A 22603-nucleotide genomic window follows, 5' to 3' on the forward strand; every position below is an offset into this window, starting at 1 on the left:
CATGCGTTCTTTACCGGCCCGAACGCGAATCGGGCGGAGGCCACTGGGAAGATGCCCCCTATGAACGAGAGCCCCGATCCGCTGGCCCGGTTCCGTGCGGCGTCGGCGGCGCGGGAGGCCGCGGGGCTGCGGCGGACCCTGCGCGCCCGCACACCGGACGGCGACGGCCTGATCGACCTGGCCTCCAACGACTATCTCGGGCTGGCAGGGGACGAGCGGCTGGCCGAGGCGGCGACTGCGGCGGTCCGGACGTGGGGAACGGGCTCCACCGGCTCACGCCTGGTCACCGGCTCCACCGCGCTGCACGCCGCGCTTGAGGAGCGGCTGCGCGCCTTCGCCCAGGCGGAGGGCGCCCTGGTGTTCTCATCCGGCTACCTGGCCAACCTGGCGGCCGTGGCGACCCTGGGCGGGGACGCGCTGGTGGTCTCCGACGCGGGCAACCACGCCTCCATCGTGGACGCCTGCCGGCTGTCGCGCTCGCGCGTGGCCGTCACCCCGCACCGGGACGTGACGGCCGTGGAGAAGGCCCTGGCCGACCGGGACACCGAGCACGCGGTCGTGGTCACCGACGCGGTCTTCTCGGTGGACGGCGACCTGGCGCCGCTGGCGGACCTGCACGCGGCGGCCGTACGGCAGGGCGCGCTGCTGATCGTGGACGAGGCGCACTCGATCGGCGTCATCGGCCCCCGGGGACAGGGGGCGGTGCACGCGGCGGGCCTGGCGGGCGAACCCGGCATTGTGAGAACGGTCACACTCTCCAAGTCCCTGGGCTCCCAGGGCGGGGCGGTGCTGGGGGCTCGCGAGGTGATCGAAACCCTGACGGACACGGGCCGCCCGTTCATCTTCGACACCGGGCTGGCCCCCGGCTGTGTGGCCGCGGCACTCGCCGCTGTAGATATCCTTCACAATCAGCCCGAACTGCCCGGATACGTGCGAACCACAGCGAGAGAGCTGGCCTCGATGGCCCGCGAACTCGGTCTGGAGACCAACGATCCGGCGGGTGCGGTCGTCCCAATCGTGCTCGGCCCACCCGAGACGGCACTTCGGGCCGCCGTCATCTGTGCGGAACACGGGGTGCGCGCCGGATGTTTCCGGCCGCCCTCGGTACCGGCCGGCCGCTCTTGTCTGCGGTTGACCGCGCGGGCCAATCTGAGTTCCGATGATCTAGCGGTGATCAGGGGTGCGCTCACCGCCGTGGCCGAGATGATGAAGGTGACCATGTGAGCGAGCGAAACGAGCGGGCCCGCGGGCGAGGCGCCCGCGGTGGTGCCGGTGCCCAGCCGTCAGATGAGGTGCGGGCGTGACGGAAGACTCCCCCAGAATCCCGAAGTACTACGACGTGAAGCGCAGTCTGCTCGCCCTCACCAAGAGCCTGGCCGCAGGCAGCGCGCTGCCCCCCGAGCGGACCCTCGCGGTCCGCTTCGAGACGTCGCGCACCACCGTGCGCCAAGCCCTGTCCGAGCTCGTGGTCGAGGGCCGCCTGGTGCGCATCCAGGGCAAGGGGACGTTCGTCGCGCACCCCAAGGTCGCCCAGGTCCTCCAGCTGACCTCCTACACCGGCGACCTCCGGACCGTCGGCCTCGAACCCGACACCAAGATCCTCGACATCAACTACATCACCGCCGACGAACCGCTGGCCCGCCGCCTGGCGATCAACCCCGGCGGCCGGGTGCTCCGGATCCACCGGCTGCGACTGGCCAGCGGCGAGCCGATGTCGATCGACACCACCCACCTGTCGGCCCGGCGCTTCCCCAGGCTCCGGCGCGAACTGGAGGTGCACTCCTCGCTGTACGAGACGCTGCACAACGCCTACAACGTGCGGCTGACCGACGCCGAGGAGATCATCGAGACCGTGCTGGCCACGCCGTACGACGCGCAGGTGCTGAACGTCGACGTCGGGCTGCCGATGCTCCTGCTCACCCGGCACGCCTTCGACGCCGACGGCAACCCGGTGGAGTGGGCCCAGTCCCTCTACCGGGGTGACCGCTACAAGTTCGTCACCCGCCTGCGCCGCCCCTGACCCGCCCCTGCTCCGCCCGGGTCCCGGCCGGGACCCGGGCGGAGCGGGACACCTAAGGTGGGACGGGTGAGCGTTCTCGTGGTCACCGGAACCGACACCGGAGTGGGCAAGACGGTCGTCACCGCCGCGGTGGCCTCACTCGCCAGGGAGCGGGGCTCCTCGGTCGCGGTGGTGAAACCCGCGCAGACCGGGGTCACCGACGCCGAACCCGGAGACCTGGACGACGTCATCCGGCTGTCCGGGGTGACGACCACGTTCGAGTTCGCCAGGTTCCCCGCCCCGCTGGCCCCCGCGGCGGCGGCCCGGCTGGCCGGTCTGCCCCCGGTCTCCCTCGACCGGGCCGCGCTCCGGATCGAGGAGCTGGCACGGTCACACCGGCTGGTGATCGTCGAGGGCGCCGGCGGGTTGCTCGTCCGCTTCGACGAGGAGGGGGCGACCCTGGCCGACCTGGCCAGGACGCTGTCGGCGCCGGTGCTCCTGGTGGCGCGGGCCGGGCTGGGCACGCTCAACCACACCGCGCTGACGCTGGAGGCGATGGCCCACCGGGGGGTGGAGCCGGCCGGCGTGGTGATCGGGTCCTGGCCCGCCGATCCCGGCCTGGCCGAACGGTCCAACGTGACGGACCTGGAGACGCTGGCCGCCCGGCCCCTCTCGGGCGCGCTCCCGGAGGGCGCCGGGTCCCTCGGCCGGGACGCCTTCGCCCGGATGGCCCGCGCCGCCCTGGGCCCGGCGCTGGGCGGCGGGTTCGATCCCGCGGCCTTCCGGACCACCCTTAGGCTCTTGCCGTAGACGAAGGCTGGAGAGCGGAGCAGCATGAGCGACATACTCGACATCGCCCGGGTACAGGTCCTCCAGGAGGGCCGGGGGCTGGACGCCGCGCAGGCTCTGCGGTGCCTGGAATTACCCGATGACCGCCTCGCCGATCTGCTGGCACTCGCACACGAGGTGCGGATGAAGTGGTGCGGCCCCGAGGTGGAGGTCGAGGGGATCGTCTCCCTCAAGACCGGCGGCTGCCCCGAGGACTGCCACTTCTGCTCCCAGTCGGGGTTGTTCCCCTCACCGGTCCGCGCGGCCTGGCTGGACATCCCCTCCCTGGTCGAGGCCGCCAGGGAGACCGCGGAGACCGGCGCCACCGAGTTCTGCATCGTGGCGGCCGTGCGCGGCCCCGACCGGCGGCTGATGGACCAGGTCCGCGAGGGTGTGAAGGCGATCCGGGAGGCGGTGGACATCAACGTCGCCTGCTCCCTGGGCATGCTCACCCAGGATCAGGTGGACGAGCTGGCCGGGATGGGCGTGCACCGCTACAACCACAACCTGGAGACCGCCAGGTCGCACTTCGGGAAGGTCGTCACCACCCACACCTGGGAGGAGCGCTGGGAGACCTGCCTGATGGTGCGCGAGGCCGGGATGGAGCTGTGCTGCGGCGGCATCGTGGGCATGGGCGAAACCCTGGAGCAGAGGGCGGAGTTCGCCGGGCAGCTCGGCGAACTGCGGCCCGACGAGGTCCCCCTGAACTTCCTCAACCCGCGCCCCGGCACGCCCCTTGAGTCGTTCCCGCTGCTGGAGGGGTCCGAGGCGCTCAAGACGATCGCCACCTTCCGGCTCGCGCTGCCCCGCACGATCCTGCGCTACGCCGGTGGCCGCGAGCTGACCCTGGGCGACCTGGGCACCCGCGACGGCATGCTCGGTGGGATCAACGCGATCATCGTCGGCAACTATCTCACCACCCTGGGACGCGACGCCGGTGCGGACCTCGATCTGCTGGTGGACCTGAAGATGCCCATCAAGGCGCTCTCCGACAGCCTCTGACCACGCCGGCCCCCGCCCGGACCCCTCCGGGAACGGGCGTTCGCCGACCGGCCTCCACAGCCTGGCCGGCCCCCGTTCCCGGCGTCGGCGGCGTTAGTCGGCGCGAATCTGGGCAGGGAGAACAATCCCTGTCCGGGTAAGTGACTGACTGGTAGGTTGCGCGATATGGAGTCTCCAAAGCACGCAGGTGACATCGCGGTCGCCGTCTCCAAGGTCTACGGCATCGAGACCATGTTCACCCTGTCCGGCGGGCACGTCTTCCCGCTCTACGACGGAGCGGTTCACGAGGGCGTGTCCATCCTGGACGTGCGGCACGAGCAGAGCGCGGTCTTCGCCGCCGAGGCGACCGCCCGGCTGACCCGCAGGCCCGGTCTGGCGGTGCTCACCGCCGGTCCCGGCGTCACCAACGGCGTCAGCGGCGTGGCCACCGCGCACTTCAACGGCTCCCCCGTCGTGGTCATGGGAGGCCGGGCACCGCAGTCGCGCTGGGGGTCGGGCGCGCTCCAGGAGATGGACCACCCACCGCTGTTCGCGCCGATCACCAAACTGGCCTTCACCAGCTCGGGTCCCGACTCCATCGGCGAGGACGTCGAGATGGCCTTCAGGACCGCCCTCGCCCCGCACCGCGGCCCGGTCTTCCTCGACTTCCACATGGACCACCTGTTCGCCGCCGCTCAGCCGCTCGACCACGTCACCGAGACACTGACCCCGTCGCCGCTCGAACCCGACCCCGACGCGCTGGCCGGGATCGCCCGCCTGATCGCCGAGGCCGAGCGCCCGGTGCTGGTGCTGGGCTCCGACGTGTGGATGGACCGTGCCGAGGAGGTCGCCCGGGCCTTCGCCGAGGAGTTCCGCCTGCCGGTCATCCCCAACGGCCAGGGCCGAGGCGTCCTGCCCGCCGGACACGAGCTGCTGGTCACCCGCGCCCGCGGCCTGGCCTTCTCCCAGGCCGATCTGGTGATCGTGGCGGGCGCCCCGATGGACTTCCGTCTCGGCTACGGCTGGTTCGGCGGCAAGAACGGCAACCCGCTCGCCAGGGTCGTGCACCTGGCCGACGCGCCGTCGCAGCTGACCACCCACATGGAGCCCTCGGGGGTCGCCGCCGGCGACCTGTCGCTGGTCTTCTGGGGGCTCGGCACGGCCTGCAACGAGGCCGGAGTGTCCCCCAAGGGCCACGCACCGTGGCTGGCGAAGCTGTCCGAGGCCGCCCAGGCCGCCGTCGCCGGCGACGCCGGGCTGCTGACCTCCGACTCCGACCCGATCCACCCGGTGCGGATCTACGGCGAGCTCGGCAAGGTCCTCGCCGAGGACGCCGTGGTGATCGGCGACGGCGGCGACTTCGTCTCCTACGCGGGCAAGTACGTCGAGTCCAGCCAGCCGGGCAACTGGCTCGACCCCGGTCCGTACGGCTGCCTGGGCACCGGCCTGGGATACGCCATCGCCGCCCGGCTGGCCCGGCCGTCCTCGCAGGTGGCGCTCCTGCTCGGCGACGGCGCGGCGGGCTTCTCCCTGATGGACGTGGACACGCTGGTACGGCACCGCCTGCCGGTCGTGATGATCTGCGGCAACAACGGCATGTGGGGTCTGGAGAAGCACCCCATGCGGATGCTCTACGGTTACGACGTCGCCGCCGAGCTCCAGCCGCAGTGCCGCTACGACCAGGTGGTGACCGCGCTGGGCGGGGGCGGCGAGCTCGTCACCGACCCGTCGGAGATCGGCCCGGCGCTGCGCCGCGCCTTCGACTCCGGCGTGCCGTACCTGGTGAACATCGCCACCGACCCGTCCGTCGCCTACCCGCGCAACACCACCGGCGTCTAGGAGGTCGCCGCCGGGACCGGGGTGGGGGTCGGCGGGCACTTGTCGTTGACCACGGTGATCTCCACGGATCTGCGGGGGTCCCACATGGTTCCCCCGCCGGGGTGCTGCAGGACCACCTTCATGCAGAGCGAGTGGTCGACGTCGGCGCTGTAGCTGACCTTCGCCTTCAGCCCCGCCTTCCTGATGGTCTCCGCGGCCGCCTCCGGCGCCATCCCCATGACGTCCGGCACCTTCCTCTTCACCACCGGGGTCACGGTGGGGGTGGGCGTCGGACTCCCCGTCGGGGTCGGCTCGCCGGTCGGGTCGGGGGTCGCCGACGGCGTCACGGTGGGGGTCGGGGGCGGGGTGTCGCCCTGGGTGGGGGTGGGCGGCCGCTGCGCCTGGTAGGTGACGGTCGGCCGGGGAGTCCGGGGCCGGGTGGTCTTCGGGGGTCTCGGGGACTGGCCGGCGGTGGAGATCGAGCCGGGTCTTCCCGTGGGGTCGGCCTCCGTCTTCCCCGAGGCCGCCATTCCGTTGATCGCCACCGTGACGAGCCCGACGCATATCACGCCCGCCACCGCCGACACGGCCAGCATCCCGCCCCTGCGCCTCGGCCGCTGCGCGGCACGGTGGCCACGCCCTCTCCCGGCGGTCTCGGTGGCCGGCCCCTGGGCCGGCGCGGTCGCGGGGGACAGGGCGCCCTGCCGGTCGGTCCGCGGCGGAGACAGGCCCTGGGAGCCCGCTCCCCCCGCGGTCTCGGCCGGCGGCCCGTGGGGCGACGGCACCGCCGTGGCGCCGGTCTGGAGGCCGAGCGCCGCCTGCCTGGCGGCGCCGCTCATCGCGGCGGCGCTGGGGAACCGCCTGGCCGGATCCTTGGACAGTGCCCGCTCCACCAGGGCCCGGATAGCGGGCGGGACGTGCGGCGGCAGCGGCGGGGGCGCCTCACGGATGTGTTTGAGCGCGATCGTGACCGGTGTGTCGCCGTCGAACGGCCGCTGCCCGGCCAGGCACTCGTACGCCACCACGCCCAGCGCGTAGATGTCCACCGCGGGGGTGACCGGCGCCCCCTCGGCCTGCTCGGGCGCGCAGTAGGCGGCGGTGCCCAGGACCATGCCCGCGTCGGTCAGCCGGCTGGCCGCGTCGGATCTGGCGATGCCGAAGTCGGTGAGCACGAGCGTGCCGTCGGGCCGCACCATCAGGTTTCCCGGTTTGACGTCCCGGTGGACGATCCCCTGATCGTGCACGGCCTGCAGGGCCGAGGCCGCCTGGGCGATGAGCTCCATCGCCGCTCCGGGGGCGATGCTCCCCAGCCGCCCGAGCAGGCGGTCCAGCGGCTCTCCGTCCACGAACCGCATCACCAGGTATGCCGTCGCCCCCGCGCCGGGCACCTCGTGAATCCCGTAGTCGTAGACGTCGACCACCCCTGGGTGGTTGATCGTCGCCATCGCCCGGGCCTCGCCCTGGAAACGCACCAGGAAGCCGGGATCGTCGGTACGGCCCGGGAGCAGCACTTTGACGGCGACGGTGCGGGCCAGGACGATGTCCTCACCACGCCACACTTCGCCCATACCACCGGCGCCGATGCGGGTATCCAGGCGATACCGCCCCGCCAGCGTCGTGCCTTGGGCCACCATGACTCCCCCGTAACCCTCTCCGCTCCCACCCCTGGGTTCTCCAACAAAGCGGATTTGTATCGCGACAACGTCACGGCGAAGTAACGAACCCCTGCACGCCGGGCAGCTTATAAACACGTCGCGTGCCGTAGCATCGCACAAATCTCAAAACCTTTGGGAGCAGTTGTACAGATTGCACATCTATGCCCAAAGAAGCAATCAAAACGTCATTAGTACTGATAGGCGCGGCGGGAACACCCGGTCGACCGGGGCCGTGAACACACCACCCACCCCACCCTTCTCACAATCCCTTACAAGCTTACGCATACCAGACATGAGTCCGTCGATCGGGTCGCCGACGCCCCCCGCGTAAAGGCGCCGGCGCGAGAGCACCGGCCAACGTGGCGGAGAAGCGCGGCGGAGACGGTGTGGAAGGAGCGCGGCCGAGGAGATCAGCCGTTCAGCGAACCGTGCTCCGCGCAGCGCGCCGACCAGCCGCGCGGAGTCACCTGGACCACCATCCGGCGACGGCAGCGAGCGCAGTAACGGGGCGGCTCCATCGCACGCGCGGTGAGACAGACCGCGTGGTCGCCCTCACCGGCCGGGTGGCCGCAGTGATCGCAGTAGGAGGTCACGGGACCAGACTCTATGCTGACGAGCATGACGCTCGCTCCCGGTCTGCGCGCCCGGCTTCTCATCATGGTCGAACGGGAGGACACCGCGATCAGCGTCGGCAGCGGGGACGTCCCCGTGCTGGCCACCCCCCGCGTGCTGGCCCTCGCCGAGCGGGCCACCGTCCAGGCGATCGCCGACGCCCTGCGGGACGGCCAGACCTCCGTGGGCACCAGGGTCGCGCTGGAGCACCTGGCGGCCAGCCCGATCGGCGCCCACGTCGAGCTCACCGCCGAGCTCACCGAGGTCGACGGCCGCCGCCTGGTCTTCACCTTCACCGCCCGCGACCGGCACACCGTCGTCGCGACCGGCACGGTCGAGCGCGTGGTCGTCGACCGCGAGCGCTTCCTGGCGAAGCTCACCGGCTGACCACCCCCGGGTGACCCGCGGCAGGCCCCTCCCCGCCGGCACGGCCGCGGTGACGGCCCCGGAACGGCGCCCCCGCCCCGCCCACGGCGGCGGCTACTCGATGACGGCGATGAGGTCGCCTTCCTGGATGACGTCGCCCTCGGCGACCTTGAGCTGGGCGATCACACCGTCGTCCTCGGCGATGACCGGGATCTCCATCTTCATGGACTCAAGAATGACCAGCGTGTCACCGTCCGCGACGCTGTCACCCTCGGCGACGAGGACCTTCCAGACATTCGCCACCATCTCAGCGTGTACTTCTGCCACCGGACACTCCTATCAATCACTGTGATCCAACTGTGCCAGACGGACCTGGTCAGGCTCTCATCCGAGCGACCAGCCCGGTGTCGTAGTCGCCGTCGACGAACTCGGGGTGCTCCAGCAACTCGGCGCAGAACGGCAGGTTGTTCTTGGGGCCCTCGACCGTGAAGCCCGCCACGGCCTTGCGAGCCAGCTCCAGGGCCTCGGCCCTGGTCCACCCGAACACGCACAGCTTGGCCATGAGCGGATCGTAGAACGGTGTGACGGTGTTTCCGGCAGCGTAACCGGAGTCCACCCGAATCCCCTCACCGGACGGCTCGGCCCAGACACCGATCCTTCCGGGGCCGGGGAGGAAGCGCTTGGGATCCTCGGCGTAGACCCGGAACTCGATCGCGTGACCGCTGGTGGCCACCGGCGGCGCGGTCGTCTCCCCGGCGGCGATCCGCAGCTGCTGCTCGACCAGGTCCACGCCGGTGACGAGCTCGGTCACCGGGTGCTCCACCTGGAGCCGGGTGTTCATCTCCAGGAACACGAAGTCCTGCTTGTCCACGTCCACCAGGCACTCCACGGTCCCGGCGCCGAGATAGCCGACCGCCTCACCGGCCCGCACGGCCGCGGCCAGCATGCGCTCGCGCAGTTCCCCGGTGATGCCCGGGGACGGGCTCTCCTCCACGACCTTCTGGTGGCGCCGCTGCACCGAGCAGTCACGCTCGCCCAGCGCGACAACGGTGCCGTCGGCGAGACCGAGGATCTGCACCTCGACATGACGGGCGCGCTCGATGTACTGCTCCAGCAGGATCGCGGGGGTCCCGCCGAAGCGGGCGGCGGCCCTGGACGCCTGCTCGAACGCCTTGACCAGACCGGCCTCGTCGTGGGCCACCCCCATGCCGATGCCGCCGCCGCCACCGGCCGTCTTCACCATGACCGGGTAGCCGATCCCGGCCACGGCCGTCACGGCCTGCGTCAGGTCGGTGACCGGCGTACGGGTCCCCGAGGCGACGGGCACACCCGCCCGCTCCATGAGGTTACGGGCGTTGATCTTGTCGCCCATCCGCTCGATCGCCTCGGGCGACGGGCCGATCCAGACCAGGCCGGCGTCGATGACGGCCCTGGCGAACACGGCGTTCTCCGAGAGGAAGCCGTACCCCGGGTGGACCGCCTGGGCACCCGACGTCCGGGCGGCCTCCAGGACCTTTCCGGCGTCGAGGTAGCTCTGCGCCGGATGGGCCGGCCCCAGCGGGATCGCCTCGTCGGCCTCCCCCACAAACGGGAGGTCCGCGTCTGCCTCGGAATACACGGCAATGGCCCGCAGCCCCATTCGCTGGACCGTGCGGATGATTCGCCGGGCGATTTCGCCACGGTTGGCGACCAGAACAGACTCGAACACGTTGATGGACCCCTTTCGACCGCTCCACCCTACGACCGGATACTCCCTACAACCGTTCGCCCGAAACCACCGATCGCGGCGACACGATCTGTAGGAAACCCACAACAGCGCGATGACCGCCCCCTCAAGGTCGCCTCGCCTAGAGACGGTGCAGCGAGGCGAGGCGGTCGATGACGCGGGTCATGGCCTCGACCACCGCGGGGGCGTACTCCGCGCCGGCGCCCAGGCGGAGCCGTTCCAGGGCGGCTCCGGCCCGGTCACGGTCGGTCGAGCCGCCGACCAGGTCGTCGTAGGCGTTGGCCGCCTTGATGATGAGGCTGGCCGGCGGCGGCGCCTCGGAGCAGGGGTCGCACTGGCGGCGGACGATCTCGGCGACGCGGTCCAGCACCCCGGTCTGCCGGATCACCTCCGCGCCCAGCTCGGCGATCCGCCGCGCCTGCTCGGGATCGGTGAGCACCGTCGCACCGCCGGGGATCGGGTCGCGCAGCGAGAGCTGGCCGATGTCGTGCATGAGCGCGGCGTACTCCAGGTCCAGCAGCTCGGGCTCGGCCATGCCCAGTTCCCGGCCGATCGCGACCGCCAGGCGGCTGACCCGGTGCGAGTGTCCCGGTTCGACGTAGCCGCCGACCTCGGTGACCCGCGACAGCGCCCGGACCGTCTGGAGATAGGTGGCGCGGATCCCGGCGTACTTGCGGAAGGCCACCTGGGTGACCAGCAGCGGCGCGGCGAAGACCAGCAGCGCCGCCATGCCCATGCTGTGCGAGGCGAGCGCGAGCAGGATGCCGGAGGCCGCGACGGCGGCCCAGAGCGGTGCGGCCATCCGCAGCTCGTCCTGGACGGCCACGGCGAAGGCGGCGCGCACCTGCTCGGCCCGGAGCACGGCGGCCAGCAGCACGTCCACCAGCACCATCACCGAGATGAGCAGGGCCATCACACCGACGGCCGGCCACCAGTCGCCCTCGGGGCCCTTGGCGAGGTCGAAGAGCGGCCCGGCGAGCGGGCGGTAGGCCAGGGCCAGCAGGGCACCGGTGAACAGCCGGCGTGCCATGGCGTCCGCCCCCGGCGGGCGGCCCACCGCCAGGTGCGGCAGCGCCCCCGCGGCCATGCCGACCGCCAGCACCGCGATGACCTGGAGCGCCGAGTGCTGTGCCGGGACGTTGCCCAGGTCCAGCAGGAGCGTGTAGCCGAGCGCGGCGGCGGCACCGATCGGCGCCACCTCGCGGTTGCCCGGCATCGTGAGCCTGGCCAGTTCCCCGGCTGCGATCAACGCGCCGAAGCCGATGGCGACCTCGGGGGCGAGCAGGCCGGCGGCGGCCGTGTGCGCCACCCCGGTCAGCGCCAGCAACCCCGCCACGCAGATCAGCAGGAGCTGGCCCGAGTCGAGTCGCCGGAACATCCGGGGGGCGCGGGTCGCGGTTGCGCTGCTCATCGCTCCGGCACCACCTGAATGGGTGTGGTGGGGTCGTCGTGGTCCTTGGCGGTGGTCTCCGCCGTGTCGGCCGGGGGCACGACGATCTTGCGTGGCGGCTCCCAGCCGTCGCGGTCCACCGCCTTGATGAAGGCGGTGACCATCTCCGGGTCGAACTGGGTGCCGGCGCCCTTGCGCAGCTCGGCCACGGCCACCCCCACCGGCCGGGCACCCCGGTAGGAGCGGTCGGAGGTCATCGAGTCGAAGGCGTCGGCCACCGCGATGATCCGGGCGAACTCCGGAATCTCGTCCCCCGCCAGTCCCATCGGATAGCCCCTGCCGTCCTGCCGCTCGTGGTGGTGCATGATCCCGGCGAACGCCTCGTCCAGGAAGTCGATGCCGCGCACGATCTCCAGCCCCCGCATCGGGTGGAGCTGGATGGCGGCGAACTCCTCCTCGGTGAGCGGACCGTCCTTCTGCAGCACCTTGGTGGGCACCCCCAGCTTCCCCACGTCGTGGAGCATCCCGGCGTAGCGGATCGCCCGCAACCGCTCGGAGCCCATGCCGATCTCCTGCGCGATCATGCCGGAGGCCAGCGAGACGCGAGTGCAGTGGCCGCGGGTGTAGTAGTCCTTGGTCTCCACCGCCTGGCAGAGCGCGGCGATCGTGGCGTCGTAGGAGCGCTGCTGGGCGAGATACTGGCCGAAGGCCCAGCGGGCGACGAACAGCGGGAGCAGCACGAGCACCGCCGAGATCGAGTTGACCGTCGCCCAGAGCCCGGCGATCAGCAGCCCGAAGGTGGCGTAGCCCAGGTAGGAGACCAGAAACTGGGCGAGCCCGCGCAACGGCACCTGGTCGGCCTGGCCGGTGACCACGAGGACGACCGCGATCAGGACGAAGTTGAGCGGCACGAAAAGGGCCGCCGCGCCCGCGAACGGCACGATCAGGGAGTCGAACCCGGCGATGTCCGGCAGCCGGGCGGTGCCCCCCAGCGACTCGTACGCCCAGCCGGCGGCATAACCGCAGATGGCGAACTGGGAACCGTTGAACAGCCGCTTCACCAGCGGCAGGCCGGGGCGCACGCTGAGCACGGCCGTCATGCCGACCAGCGCGGCGCCCTGGGGGCCGACGAGCACCACGGCGGCGAGCGCGGCCGAGAAACTGACCGACACCGCCGCCTGTTTGACGTTGAGCAGAGTCGGCACCGACTCGCACACCAGGAACAGCAGGGCCAGCACCAGTAGGTTCGACCAGTCGAGCCACCCCAGACGGCCACTTGCCGTCACGCTGTGTCCGAGCAGCGCGCACGCCACTCCGATCACGGTGACCAGATAGACCTTGGCGAACCACGGCAGTCCACGCAAAGCGGCCACCTTTGGGTTCTACGTGCGCGTGCTCAGGTCCAGGAGATCCCCGGATAGGCGGGGCTGACCGTTTCCTTCAACATGCGCTGCCTCCATGTCGATTTCCCAACTCAGGCTACAGAAACGAGCCGGGCTCGAAGCAGCAGACCGGGAATCGCAAGCAAAGCGTAACCAATCCATCACCCCGTGCCATCGTGGGGCGTCGGTCCCGAGGAGCATCATGGAAGGGCCCGCTACCTCGCGGCCAGACGGGCCCTCGCCCAGTCAGTGGTGATCTTCAGTCCGGCGGCCAGGTCCGTCCGGGGCCGCCAGCCCAGCCCCTCCAGCGCGGGGGCCGGATCGACGGCCATCGCCGGGAGGTCGCCCAGGCGCGCCTCGGCGCCGCCCGGCTCGTCGGGGGCGCCGGCGGCCTCGGCCACCAGGGAGTGCAGCGCGCGGTCGGTGGTCTCCACCCCGGTGCCCAGGTTGAACCTGCGGCCACCTCCGGCGTCCCCGCAGGCTCGGGCGAAGCCGTCCACCACGTCGTCGACGAAGACGTAGTCGCGGGTCTGGGTGCCGTCGCCGTACAGCACCGTGGGGGTGCCGTTGAGCAGGGCGTCGGTGAAGATGGCGACCACCCCGGCCTCCCCGTCGGGCGACTGGCGCGGGCCGTAGACGTTGGAGAGCACCAGCGTGGTGTAGTCGATGCCGTACAGGGCCTTGAAGGTGGCCAGGTAGGTCTCCGCGCTGAGCTTGGAGGCCGCGTACGGCGAGCGCGGGTCGGTCGCCGCGTCCGGAGGCACCGGGATGACCTCGGGCCTGCCGTACACCGCGACCGAGGAGGCGAAGATCACCTTGCGGGTGCCGCCGTGGTGGGCCGCGGTGAGCACGGAGGCGGTGCCCTCGACGTTGAGCCGGGCGTCGTGGACGGGGTCGGCCACGCTCCTGCGCACACTGACCTGGGCGGCGAGGTGGCAGATCACCTCGGGCTTGAAGGAGGCGGCCAGCCCGATCAGCGCGGGGTCGCGGATGTCCAGCACGTGCAGGGCGAAGTTCGGGCTGTCGGCCGCGGCGACGAGATTGGCCCGGTCACCGCCGGACAGGTCGTCCACGGCCGCGACCTCGTGGCCGTCGGCCAGCAGCCGATCCACCAGATTGGATCCGATGAATCCCGCTCCACCGGTGACGAGTATCCGCATGCCGACCCCCAGGTTCTGTATGGCCACAGCCGTACGAGAGATCCTAGGAGGTCAACCGGCCAACTCGGAGCGGACCTGGTCGATCCGGTTGAGCACCTTGGCCCGCAGGTCCTCCGAGACCTTGTCACAGCCGCAGTGCTTGGCGATCAGCTGCTTGACGACCTGCTCCAGGCCGTACTCCTCCAGGCAGGGACCGCACTCGTCCAGGTGCCGGCGGATGTCGGCGCAGTTGCCCTCGTCGAGCTCGCCGTCAATGTAGGTGTAGACCTTCTCCAGGACGTCGCGACAGTCGGTGTCGTGAGGTTTGCCGCAGCTCATACGATCACCCCGCCCGGAAACCCGCAGTGCTCCTCGACGCGCTCGATCACTTCGCACCCTCCGCCGGAACCAGGCCACGCTCGCGGGCGTAGTCCTCAAGCTGCGTCCGCAACTGACGGCGGCCACGGTGGAGCCTGGACATCACGGTCCCGATGGGGGTACCCATGATGTCGGCGATCTCCTTGTAGGGGAAGCCCTCGACGTCGGCGAGGTAGACCGCGATGCGGAACTCCTCGGGAAGCGCGGCCAGCGCCTGCTTCACATCACTGTCGGGGAGGTGTTCGAGCGCCTCGATCTCCGCCGACTTCAGCCCCGCCGAGGTGTGCGACTCGGCCCTGGCGAGCTGCCAGTCCTCGATCTCCTCGGCGCCCGACTGCTTGGGCTCCCGCTGCTTCTTGCGGTAGCTGTTGATGAAGGTGTTGGTCAGGATGCGATAGAGCCAGGCCTTGAGATTGGTGCCCTCCTGGAACTGGTGGAAGGACGCGAAGGCCTTGGCGAAGGTCTCCTGAAGGAGGTCTTCGGCATCCGCTGGGTTTCGGGTCATCCGAAGCGCGGCGGAGTAGAGCTGGTCGAGATAGGGCATCACATCCCTCTCGAACCGCGTGCTCCGCTGCTCCAGAGTCTCCTCGCCTGTCACAGGGACCGGACCCACCCCCTTAGGATCGCCGGAGTCCTGCTGACGCGGGACTCCGTACTGAGCGGAGAATACCCGCTCATCAGGGAAGGACCGATCACCGGGGCGGGTGACGGGGTCGATCACATCGAGCATTGGCCGGCCAACCTCCGAAAGGATCGTGCGTTGTCCGCTTGCAACACGCCCGCCGTGGCATCTGTTCCCCCAAGATAGAAGGTGACGAAGGACCCGGTACGGGGAAAAAGATACGTACCGGCAAGGTAGCTGTAGACCACCGGAACCCTGACGCCAGGAGCCGCCTGTGCTGCCCATCCCGGCCGAAGAGCTGAACGGCTCAGGAACGCTCGGGCCCTACTGGACCTTCTATCGCGCGGTCGCCGCCGAGCAACTGAGCCGATGGCTCCCGGAGACTCCCTCCACCGTCCTGGACCTGTCCGGCGGCAGGGGCCGCTGGGCGGCGCAGACCGCCAGGGCCGGACACCGGGTACTGGAGGTGGTCGACTTCCGCCGGGCCGCCGACGGCAGGCCGCCGCTGCACGACGCCTCCAAGGTCCGCCGGGTCCGCGCCGACGACCTGCGCTTCCTGCCGGACCGGAGCATGGACGCCGTGGTCGCCGAGGAGCGCTCGATGTCGGTGGAGCTCATGGCCGAGTCCACGATCGGCGACGTCGCCCGGGTGCTGCGCCCCGGAGGGCGGGCCCTGGTCTGCGTCGACTCCCTGGTGCTGGGGATGGCGATCCTCGCCGAGCAGAACTACTGGGCCCACCTGCGCCAGACGGACGAGGTCATGCTGGTGCCCTGGCCCGACGGGAGCATCACCCGCTGCTTCAGCAGCGGCCAGCTCCGTGACCTGCTCACCGAGGCCGGCCTGGAGGTCGAGTGGGTACGGCCCCGCACGGTGCTCTCCCCCTCGACGGTCGACCACGTGCTCGCCTCCGACTCACGCGCGCTCACCTGGCTGGTCAACACCGAGCTGGAGGCCCACCCGGACGACGACGACACGGTGGGCATCCACCTGGTCGCGAGCGCCCGGCGCCCCTGACCGGCTGATCAGCGCCTCCGCTCCCGCCTCGACTGACACTGCAGGCAGCGGGCGGCCTCGGGACGCGCCTGCAGCCTGCCCTCGGGCACGGGGTGACCGCAGTCCGCACAGCGGCCGTAGACCCCGTCGTCCAACCGCCTGAGCGCCTCGACGACCGAACGGCGCTGGCCGGTGGCCGCCTCCAGCATGGCGAGGTTGCGATCGGCCTCGGTCAGCACCGATCCGGCGTCGGCGGGGGACCGGTCCCATCCGGCCTGCGGATCGCCCCGCAGGACCGCGATGGACCGGTCGAGTTCGACGAGCATGTTCTGCAGGCGCACACGCACGGTCTCGGCGTTCACGAATCCGCACCTCCGCGAAGTGGGGGCGGCCGATGAGAGGATCCCCGATTCTCCCGTCAGGCGGCAAGGGGCGCTTCCATGCGATGTCCTCGTTCAGAGGAGATATCGCTTTCCTCACCGGATGCCCATTCGAGGGGGTTTCTACACCGATTACGGAGAGTCTTCGGGGGAACAGCCGACCACCGCCTTACCAAGGGCCCGGGAGGACGCCGGACCGCCGGACCAAGGAGCCCTCAGATCAGAGGAGCGCCCGACCGTCGCCCCGCCCCTCGGACACCGGCTCGACGAGTTCGGGGCCGTTGTTGCGCACCGAGTTCACCGCGGTGGAGACCGGGTACGCCTTCAAGTCCAGGGAACCGGCGGGGACCAGGAACTCCCGCGCGTCCGGCACCCCGGGGTCGAGCCACTCGGTCCAGCGGTCCCGCTCGATCAGCATCGGCATCCGGTCGTGGATGGCGCCCAGCTCGCCCTCGGCGGAGGTGGTGATGATCGTGCAGGTCACCAGCCACGCGTGCGGGTCGTCCTCGGGTCTGCCCCGGTCGCGCCAGAACTCGTACAGTCCCGCCATGGCCATGATCCCGCCGTCGGCCGGCTGGATGAAGTAGGGCTGTTTCCCGGGCTTCCCGCCCTTGCCGGTCTCCTCCCGCACGGCCCACTCGTAGTAGCCGTCGGCGGGCAGCAGGCACCGGCGCTTGGCGAACGCCCCCCGGAAGGACGGCTTCTCGGCCACCGTCTCCACCCGGGCGTTGATCATCTTCGATCCGATGGAAGGGTCCTTCGCCCAGGCGGGGACCAGTCCCCACCGGACCACCCGCAGCTGCCGCACCGGCCTGCTCTCCGGGCCCGAGCCGGGCACGCGGCTGAGTACGGCGTAGACGGGCTTGGTCGGGGCGATGTTGTAGTCGGGCCTGAGCTCATCGTCGGCCGCCCCGTCGAGTTCGACCTCGAACTCTTCGAGCAGCTCCTGTTTTGCCCGCGTAGAGGCATATCTCCCACACATATCCTCACCCTGCCACGTGTCGGGGGCACGGGCTCACCGTCCAGGTAGGCTTTTGACCATGTCCGTTCCGCTGTGGCCCGCACCGACCGCGACCCACCCCGTCCACGCGACCGTTCCCCTTCCCGGGTCGAAGTCCGTGACCAACCGCGCGCTGCTGCTCGCCGCGCTGGCCGACGGCCCGGGCACCGTACGGCGGGCGCTGCGCAGCCGCGACTCCGACCTCATGGCCGCGGCGCTGCGGGCGCTCGGCGCCACGATGACCCCCTCCGGCGAGAGCGCGTCCGGCTGCGACTGGGCGGTCACGCCCGGCCCCGTGACCGGCGGCGCGCACATCGACGTGGGGCTCGCGGGCACGGTGATGCGGTTCGTGCCGCCGGTGGCGGCGCTGGCCGACGGCGAGGTGTCCTTCGACGGCGACCCGCACGCCCGCAGGCGCCCGATGGGCACCATCCTGGGCGCGCTGCGGGCCCTGGGCGCCCAGGTGACGGGCGACGCGCTGCCGTTCACCGTCCGGGGGCCGCTGACCGGCGGCGAGGTCAGGCTCGACGCGTCCGGCTCCTCCCAGTTCCTCTCCGGCCTGCTGCTGGCCGCGGCCCGCTTCGACAAGGGTGTGACCGTGCGGCACGAGGGGCCGCCGATCCCGTCGCAGCCGCACATCCTGATGACCGTTCTCATGCTCCGCGAGTTCGGCGTCGGGGTCGACGACTCCGAGCCGGACGTCTGGCGGGTCGAGCCGGGGCCGATCCACGCCAGGGACTTCACCGTCGAACCCGACCTGTCCAACGCGGCGCCGTTCCTGTCCGCCGCGATGGTCACCGGGGGCTCGGTCACCGTTCCCGGCTGGCCCTCGGAGACGACCCAGCCGGGCGACCAGCTCCGGCGGCTGCTGGCGGACATGGGCGCCTCGGTGACGCGCACGCCCGCCGGGCTGACGGTGACCGGGACCGGGCGCGTCACCGGTATCGAGGCGGATCTGCGCGACGTCGCCGAGCTGACCCCGACGATCGCCGCGCTGGCCGCCCTCGCCGACTCCCCCAGCCGGATCGGCGGCGTCGCCCACATCCGGGGACACGAGACCGACCGGCTGGCCGCGCTGGTCGCGGAGATCAACGGTCTCGGCGGCGACGCGAACGAGACGGAGGACGGCCTGGAGATCAGGCCGCGCCCCCTCACCGGCGGGGTCTTCCACTCCTACGCCGACCACCGGATGGCCACCGCGGGAGCGGTGATCGGCCTGGCCGTGCCCGGCGTCGAGGTGGAGGACATCGCCACCACGGGCAAGACCCTCCCCGAGTTCGCCTCGATGTGGGCGGACATGCTGCGCGGCACGCCGTGAGCGGACACCCCGCGCGCCGCGCGATGCGACGTACGGTGGGACCCGCCGTCCCGCTCCAGCGGGCGCTCGGCCCGGGAGACACCCGGCCCGGGGCGGACGGCCGTTCGGACGAGAACGGATCGAGGCGGAGAAGCTGAGAAAGCGGGAGTACGACGAGGACGACGTCAGGGTCCGGCCGGGGAAGGGCTCCCGGCCCCGGACCCGGATCCGTCCCGCGCACGAGGACGCGGTCCAGGGGTTCGTGGTGGCGGTCGACCGGGGACGCTACACGTGCCTGGTCGAGTCGGCGGGCGAGAGGGGCCGCCGCCGTAAGGGGGACCGGGCGGAGGGCGCCGCCATGAGCGGCCGCGTGGTGGTCGCGATGAAGGCCAGGGAGCTGGGCCGCAAGGGGATCGTGGTCGGCGACCGGGTGGCCCTGGTGGGCGACGTCTCCGGGGCGTCCGACACGCTGGCCCGCGTCGTGCGGGTGGAGCCGCGCACCTCGATGCTCCGCCGCTCCGCGGACGACACCGACAACACCGACGGCATCGAGCGTCCCGTGGTCGCCAACGCCGACCAGCTGGTGATCGTGACGGCCCTGGCCGACCCGCCGCCCCGGCCCCGCATGATCGACCGGATGCTGGTGGCGGCCTTCGACGCCGACATCGAGCCGGTGCTCTGCCTCACCAAGGCCGATCTGGCCTCCCCGCAGGAGCTGGTCTCCCTCTACGCCCCCCTCGGCGTGCCGTACGTGGTGCTGCAGAAGGGCGGCTCCCTCGACGACCTGAGGGAGTGCCTCGGCGACCGGACCAGCGTGCTCGTCGGCCACTCGGGGGTGGGAAAGTCCACCCTGGTCAACGCCCTGGTCCCGGACGCCAACCGGGCCGTATCACACGTCAACGCGGTGACCGGCCGGGGCCGTCACACCTCCACCTCGGCCGTGGCCCTGGAGCTCCCCGGCGGGGGATGGATCATCGACACCCCCGGGATCCGCAGCTTCGGCCTGGCCCATGTCTCGGTGGAGACCGTTCTCGCGGGCTTTCCCGACCTCGTCGAGGGCACCGTCGAGTGCCCCAAGGGCTGCAACCATCTCGGCGAGGAGTGCGCCCTGGACGCCTGGACGGCGGCCGGCCACGCGGACCCGGCCCGGCTCGTCTCGCTGCGCCGCCTGCTCGCCAGCCGCGAGGGCGCCCCAGACGACGACTGACGGCGACGGCGGCCGACGGCGAGGCGAGCGGCCGGGCGCCCTGAGGCAGCGGGGTCTAGCGGTTGGGGCGCAGGGTCCAGGCGACGGTCATCTCGGAGACCAGGACCCCGTCGACGGTCCTGACGTCGACGGTGACCTCGAACTCGGGGCGTTCCCCCGCGTCCAGCCTGGCCACGACCTCCTCCCGGACCGCCCGGAGACGGGCCTCGGCGACGACCTCGCCCATCGCGAGCCTGACGTAACGGATCGCGGCGTTCGCGGCCAGCGGGGTGGCCCGCGACATCTGGTCACCGAAGGCCGACAGCACCGCGGCCCCGGAGGCGGACTCGGCGAGGCTGAACAGCGCTCCCGCGTGCGGGCCGCCCACGTGGTTGTGCAGGTCGGCGCGGTCGGGCATGCGGGCCACCGCGAACCCCGGCTCCACCGTGTCGAAGGAGATGTCCAGCGTCCGCGCGAACGGGACGCTCTGCAGCATGAAGGCACCCACATCAAAGGTCATGCCCCAGATGCTACTGGCCAGTAACCCAGGAGCCAACGTGGCGATCCACCCGATATCCCATGGAGCGGCGCGCCACGCCACAATTCCTCGGGTTACTCCCCGATCACCTATACCCGACCACTGTCGCGATAGCGTTGCCCATCGTGACGGGTTACAACGACGACCTGCGCCTCGCGCACATCATGGCCGACTCCGCGGACGACCTGACCACGCGCCGGTTCAAGGCCGTGGACCTGCGGGTCGAGACCAAACCGGACCTCACCCCGGTGAGCGACGCCGACCGGGCCGTCGAGGAGGCCATCCGCGGCACCCTCGGCCGGGCCCGCCCCCGTGACGCGGTGATCGGCGAGGAGTTCGGCACCACCGGCCACGGTGCCCGCTCGTGGATCGTCGACCCGATCGACGGCACCAAGAACTACGTGCGCGGCGTCCCCGTCTGGGCCACGCTCATCGCCCTGATGGACGAGGGCCGGGTCGTCGTGGGCCTGGTCTCCGCCCCCGCGCTCGGCCGCCGCTGGTGGGCCGCCCGCGACAGCGGCGCGTGGACCGGCAAGAGCCTCACCAAGGCCACCCGCTGCCGCGTCTCCTCGGTCACCCGCCTGGAGGACGCCTCCTTCTCCTACTCCAGCCTCGGCGGCTGGGAGGAGGCCGGCAGGCTCGACGAGTTCCTCGGCCTGAACAGGGCCGTCTGGCGCAGCCGCGCCTACGGGGACTTCTGGTCGCACATGCTGGTCGCCGAAGGCGCGGTGGACCTGTCGGCCGAGCCCGAGCTCTCCCCCTGGGACATCGCGGCGCTGACCGTGATCGTTGAGGAGGCCGGCGGCACCTGGACCGACCTGTCCGGGGTTCCCGGCCTGGACGGCGGCAGCCTGGTGTGCACCAACGGCTCCCTGCACGGCGAGGTCCTCAAACGCCTCGGCGGCGGCCCGCTCACCCTTCCCGTCTGATCTTCTCCCCCGGGTTGCCCACAGGCTCTTCGCGGGTTTTCGGACCTGTCCGGTCCTGTCCGGGATCATCCGAAACCCGCGGCCCCCGAGGGGACGCCGGACGCGGCGCAGAGCCCCGAAGTGTGCCCCCACCGGGCTCACGTGCCGAGACAGGCCCAAGGGGTTCGCCACGATCGCGACCGGAGCCATTCATTCTGCGTTCATCTTTCCACCGGTTTTGAGTCATCTTCCCTCCCTAATCTTCTGAACGTTGAAGGACTTAGTGGTGGGAGGAACCCAACCGTGAAGTATGCAGGCCGGCTCGCCGCGATAACCCTCGTCGGCGCGCTCTCGCTCGCTGCGTGCGGCACCGATGACAACATCACCGGCACTGACACCGCGACCTCCCCTGCCGGACCGGACTCCGGCCTCAGCGGCACGATCAACGCCGCGGGCTCCTCGGCACAGGCGAACGCCATCGACGAGTGGAAGAAGAACTTCCAGCGGGCGAACTCGGGGGTGAGCCTCAACTACCAGCCCAGCGGCTCCGGCGCGGGCGTCCAGGCCTTCATCCAGGGCACGATCGCGTTCGCCGGCTCGGACTCGGCGCTCAAGGCCGACAAGGGCGAGCCCGCCCAGGCGGACGCCCGCTGCAAGACCGGCAAGGCCATCAACCTCCCGATGGTCACAGGGCCCGTGGCCGTCGTCTACAACCTTCCCGGCGTCGAGGGGCTCCAGCTCTCCCCCAAGACCATCGGCGGCATCTTCAACAACAAGATCACCAAGTGGGACGACGCGGCGATCAAGGCCGACAACCCGGAGGCCACGCTCCCCTCGTCCGTCATCCAGGCGTTCCACCGCTCGGACGAGTCGGGCACCAGTGACAACTTCACCAAGTTCCTGGCCAAGACCGCCGGCTGGCCGTACGAGGCCGCCAAGGCGTGGCCGGCCGAGGCCAAGGGCCAGGGAGCCAAGGGCTCCGACGGCGTCGCGCAGGCCGTCAAGACCACCGCCGGCGCGATCGGCTACGTGGAGCTCTCCTACGCCGAGAACTCCGGCCTGGCCAAGGCCAAGGTCGCCAACGGCTCCGGCGAGTTCGTGGAGCTGACCCCGGAGAGCGCGGCCAAGACGGTCGAGGCCGCCGAGGTGGTCGGCCAGGGCAACGACCTCAAGCTGGACATCGACTACGCCACCAAGGCCGCCGGAGCCTACCCGATCGTCCTGGTGACCTACGAGATCACCTGCGAGAAGGGCCTGCCCGCCGAGGAGGCCAAGCTGGTGAAGGCGTTCCTCTCCTACACCTCGGGCGACGAGGGCCAGCGGGAGCTGACCGGCCTGGGCTACGCCCCGCTGCCGGCGACGCTGCTCGGCAAGGTCCGCACCGCCGTCGAGGCGATCTCCTAA

Annotated in this window: 23 protein-coding genes; 11 read left to right on the plus strand and 12 right to left on the minus strand. The window is 71.3% G+C overall.

Annotation, left to right across the window (positions count from 1 at the left end; translation table 11 throughout):
• Window positions 1-60 precede the first annotated feature (60 nt).
• The 5 genes from ACWEF2_RS09025 to ACWEF2_RS09045 all read left to right on the plus strand — a co-directional run bounded on the left by ACWEF2_RS09025 (window position 61) and on the right by ACWEF2_RS09045 (window position 5647).
• Window positions 61-1224 carry an 8-amino-7-oxononanoate synthase gene (locus tag ACWEF2_RS09025; protein ID WP_453813346.1) on the plus strand — a complete coding sequence of 388 codons (1164 nt, stop codon included), beginning with the start codon at window positions 61-63 and terminating at the stop codon, window positions 1222-1224.
• Between the two features lie 76 nt (window positions 1225-1300).
• Entirely contained in the window at window positions 1301-2020 is a 720-nt protein-coding gene (locus ACWEF2_RS09030) for a GntR family transcriptional regulator (RefSeq protein WP_355599704.1), read from the plus strand.
• A gap of 66 nt (window positions 2021-2086) precedes the next feature.
• A complete protein-coding gene (bioD, locus tag ACWEF2_RS09035; RefSeq protein ID WP_453813348.1) occupies window positions 2087-2809 on the plus strand; it encodes a dethiobiotin synthase in 723 nt (240 codons plus the stop codon).
• Window positions 2810-2833: 24 nt separating this feature from the next.
• The gene (gene bioB / locus ACWEF2_RS09040) at window positions 2834-3829 is read left to right on the plus strand and encodes a biotin synthase BioB (protein WP_453813350.1); all 996 of its coding nucleotides are present in this window, start codon (window positions 2834-2836) and stop codon (window positions 3827-3829) included.
• Between the two features lie 165 nt (window positions 3830-3994).
• The gene (locus ACWEF2_RS09045) at window positions 3995-5647 is read left to right on the plus strand and encodes an acetolactate synthase (RefSeq protein ID WP_453813352.1); all 1653 of its coding nucleotides are present in this window, start codon (window positions 3995-3997) and stop codon (window positions 5645-5647) included.
• Here the strand turns inward: ACWEF2_RS09045 and ACWEF2_RS09050 are convergent.
• Together ACWEF2_RS09050 and bsaP are read right to left on the minus strand one after the other, a co-directional pair.
• A complete protein-coding gene (locus ACWEF2_RS09050; RefSeq protein WP_453813354.1) occupies window positions 5644-7260 on the minus strand; it encodes a serine/threonine protein kinase in 1617 nt (538 codons plus the stop codon). The two genes, ACWEF2_RS09045 and ACWEF2_RS09050, sit on opposite strands and share 4 nt — an antisense overlap.
• A gap of 431 nt (window positions 7261-7691) precedes the next feature.
• Window positions 7692-7901, minus strand: a complete 210-nt coding sequence (gene bsaP / locus ACWEF2_RS09055) for a biotin synthase auxiliary protein BsaP (RefSeq protein ID WP_453813356.1) — start codon at window positions 7899-7901, stop codon at window positions 7692-7694.
• On the opposite strand from bsaP, the gene ACWEF2_RS09060 reads away from it, so the two are divergent.
• Window positions 7900-8280 (plus strand): thioesterase family protein, encoded by a 381-nt coding sequence (locus ACWEF2_RS09060; RefSeq protein WP_453813358.1) that lies wholly within the window; start codon window positions 7900-7902, stop codon window positions 8278-8280. The genes bsaP and ACWEF2_RS09060 overlap by 2 nt on opposite strands.
• A gap of 93 nt (window positions 8281-8373) precedes the next feature.
• On the opposite strand, the gene ACWEF2_RS09065 is transcribed toward ACWEF2_RS09060, so the two are convergent.
• The 7 genes from ACWEF2_RS09065 to ACWEF2_RS09095 form a co-directional block, all read right to left on the minus strand.
• Entirely contained in the window at window positions 8374-8586 is a 213-nt protein-coding gene (locus tag ACWEF2_RS09065) for a biotin/lipoyl-binding carrier protein (RefSeq protein WP_355599711.1), read from the minus strand.
• 49 nt (window positions 8587-8635) lie between these two features.
• Window positions 8636-9967: an acetyl-CoA carboxylase biotin carboxylase subunit gene (locus ACWEF2_RS09070; RefSeq protein ID WP_453813361.1), complete on the minus strand. Its 1332-nt coding sequence runs from the start codon at window positions 9965-9967 to the stop codon at window positions 8636-8638.
• Between the two features lie 139 nt (window positions 9968-10106).
• A complete protein-coding gene (locus ACWEF2_RS09075; protein WP_453813363.1) occupies window positions 10107-11396 on the minus strand; it encodes an HD-GYP domain-containing protein in 1290 nt (429 codons plus the stop codon).
• Entirely contained in the window at window positions 11393-12739 is a 1347-nt protein-coding gene (locus tag ACWEF2_RS09080) for an HD-GYP domain-containing protein (protein ID WP_453813365.1), read from the minus strand. Before ACWEF2_RS09080 ends, ACWEF2_RS09075 begins: the two co-directional genes overlap by 4 nt.
• A gap of 233 nt (window positions 12740-12972) precedes the next feature.
• Entirely contained in the window at window positions 12973-13944 is a 972-nt protein-coding gene (locus ACWEF2_RS09085) for an NAD-dependent epimerase/dehydratase family protein (RefSeq protein WP_453813367.1), read from the minus strand.
• A 24-nt stretch (window positions 13945-13968) separates the two neighbouring features.
• The gene (rsrA, locus tag ACWEF2_RS09090) at window positions 13969-14235 is read right to left on the minus strand and encodes a mycothiol system anti-sigma-R factor (protein ID WP_453813369.1); all 267 of its coding nucleotides are present in this window, start codon (window positions 14233-14235) and stop codon (window positions 13969-13971) included.
• A 46-nt stretch (window positions 14236-14281) separates the two neighbouring features.
• Window positions 14282-14887, minus strand: coding sequence for a sigma-70 family RNA polymerase sigma factor (locus ACWEF2_RS09095; protein WP_453813371.1), 606 nt, complete (start codon window positions 14885-14887; stop codon window positions 14282-14284).
• A 283-nt stretch (window positions 14888-15170) separates the two neighbouring features.
• On the opposite strand from ACWEF2_RS09095, the gene ACWEF2_RS09100 reads away from it, so the two are divergent.
• Entirely contained in the window at window positions 15171-15911 is a 741-nt protein-coding gene (locus ACWEF2_RS09100; protein WP_453813373.1) for a class I SAM-dependent methyltransferase, read from the plus strand.
• Window positions 15912-15919: 8 nt separating this feature from the next.
• Here the strand turns inward: ACWEF2_RS09100 and ACWEF2_RS09105 are convergent, their stop codons facing one another.
• Both ACWEF2_RS09105 and ACWEF2_RS09110 read right to left on the minus strand, forming a co-directional pair.
• On the minus strand, window positions 15920-16252 hold the full coding sequence (locus ACWEF2_RS09105) for a TraR/DksA family transcriptional regulator (RefSeq protein WP_355599719.1): 333 nt from the start codon (window positions 16250-16252) through the stop codon (window positions 15920-15922).
• Window positions 16253-16490: 238 nt separating this feature from the next.
• Entirely contained in the window at window positions 16491-17252 is a 762-nt protein-coding gene (locus tag ACWEF2_RS09110; RefSeq protein WP_453813376.1) for an SOS response-associated peptidase, read from the minus strand.
• 58 nt (window positions 17253-17310) lie between these two features.
• Between ACWEF2_RS09110 and aroA the strand changes: the two genes are divergently transcribed.
• Window positions 17311-18588: a 3-phosphoshikimate 1-carboxyvinyltransferase gene (gene aroA / locus ACWEF2_RS09115; RefSeq protein ID WP_453813378.1), complete on the plus strand. Its 1278-nt coding sequence runs from the start codon at window positions 17311-17313 to the stop codon at window positions 18586-18588.
• 133 nt (window positions 18589-18721) lie between these two features.
• Complete coding sequence (rsgA, locus tag ACWEF2_RS09120) at window positions 18722-19774, plus strand: ribosome small subunit-dependent GTPase A (RefSeq protein WP_453813415.1); 1053 nt, start codon at window positions 18722-18724, stop codon at window positions 19772-19774.
• Between the two features lie 55 nt (window positions 19775-19829).
• Here the strand turns inward: rsgA and ACWEF2_RS09125 are convergent, their stop codons facing one another.
• Complete coding sequence (locus ACWEF2_RS09125) at window positions 19830-20273, minus strand: DUF4442 domain-containing protein (RefSeq protein ID WP_355599722.1); 444 nt, start codon at window positions 20271-20273, stop codon at window positions 19830-19832.
• 143 nt (window positions 20274-20416) lie between these two features.
• On the opposite strand from ACWEF2_RS09125, the gene hisN reads away from it, so the two are divergent.
• On the plus strand, window positions 20417-21220 hold the full coding sequence (gene hisN, locus ACWEF2_RS09130; RefSeq protein ID WP_453813380.1) for a histidinol-phosphatase: 804 nt from the start codon (window positions 20417-20419) through the stop codon (window positions 21218-21220).
• A gap of 282 nt (window positions 21221-21502) precedes the next feature.
• A complete protein-coding gene (gene pstS / locus ACWEF2_RS09135; protein WP_453813381.1) occupies window positions 21503-22603 on the plus strand; it encodes a phosphate ABC transporter substrate-binding protein PstS in 1101 nt (366 codons plus the stop codon).

This window comes from Streptosporangium sp. NPDC004631 (assembly GCF_053601935.1).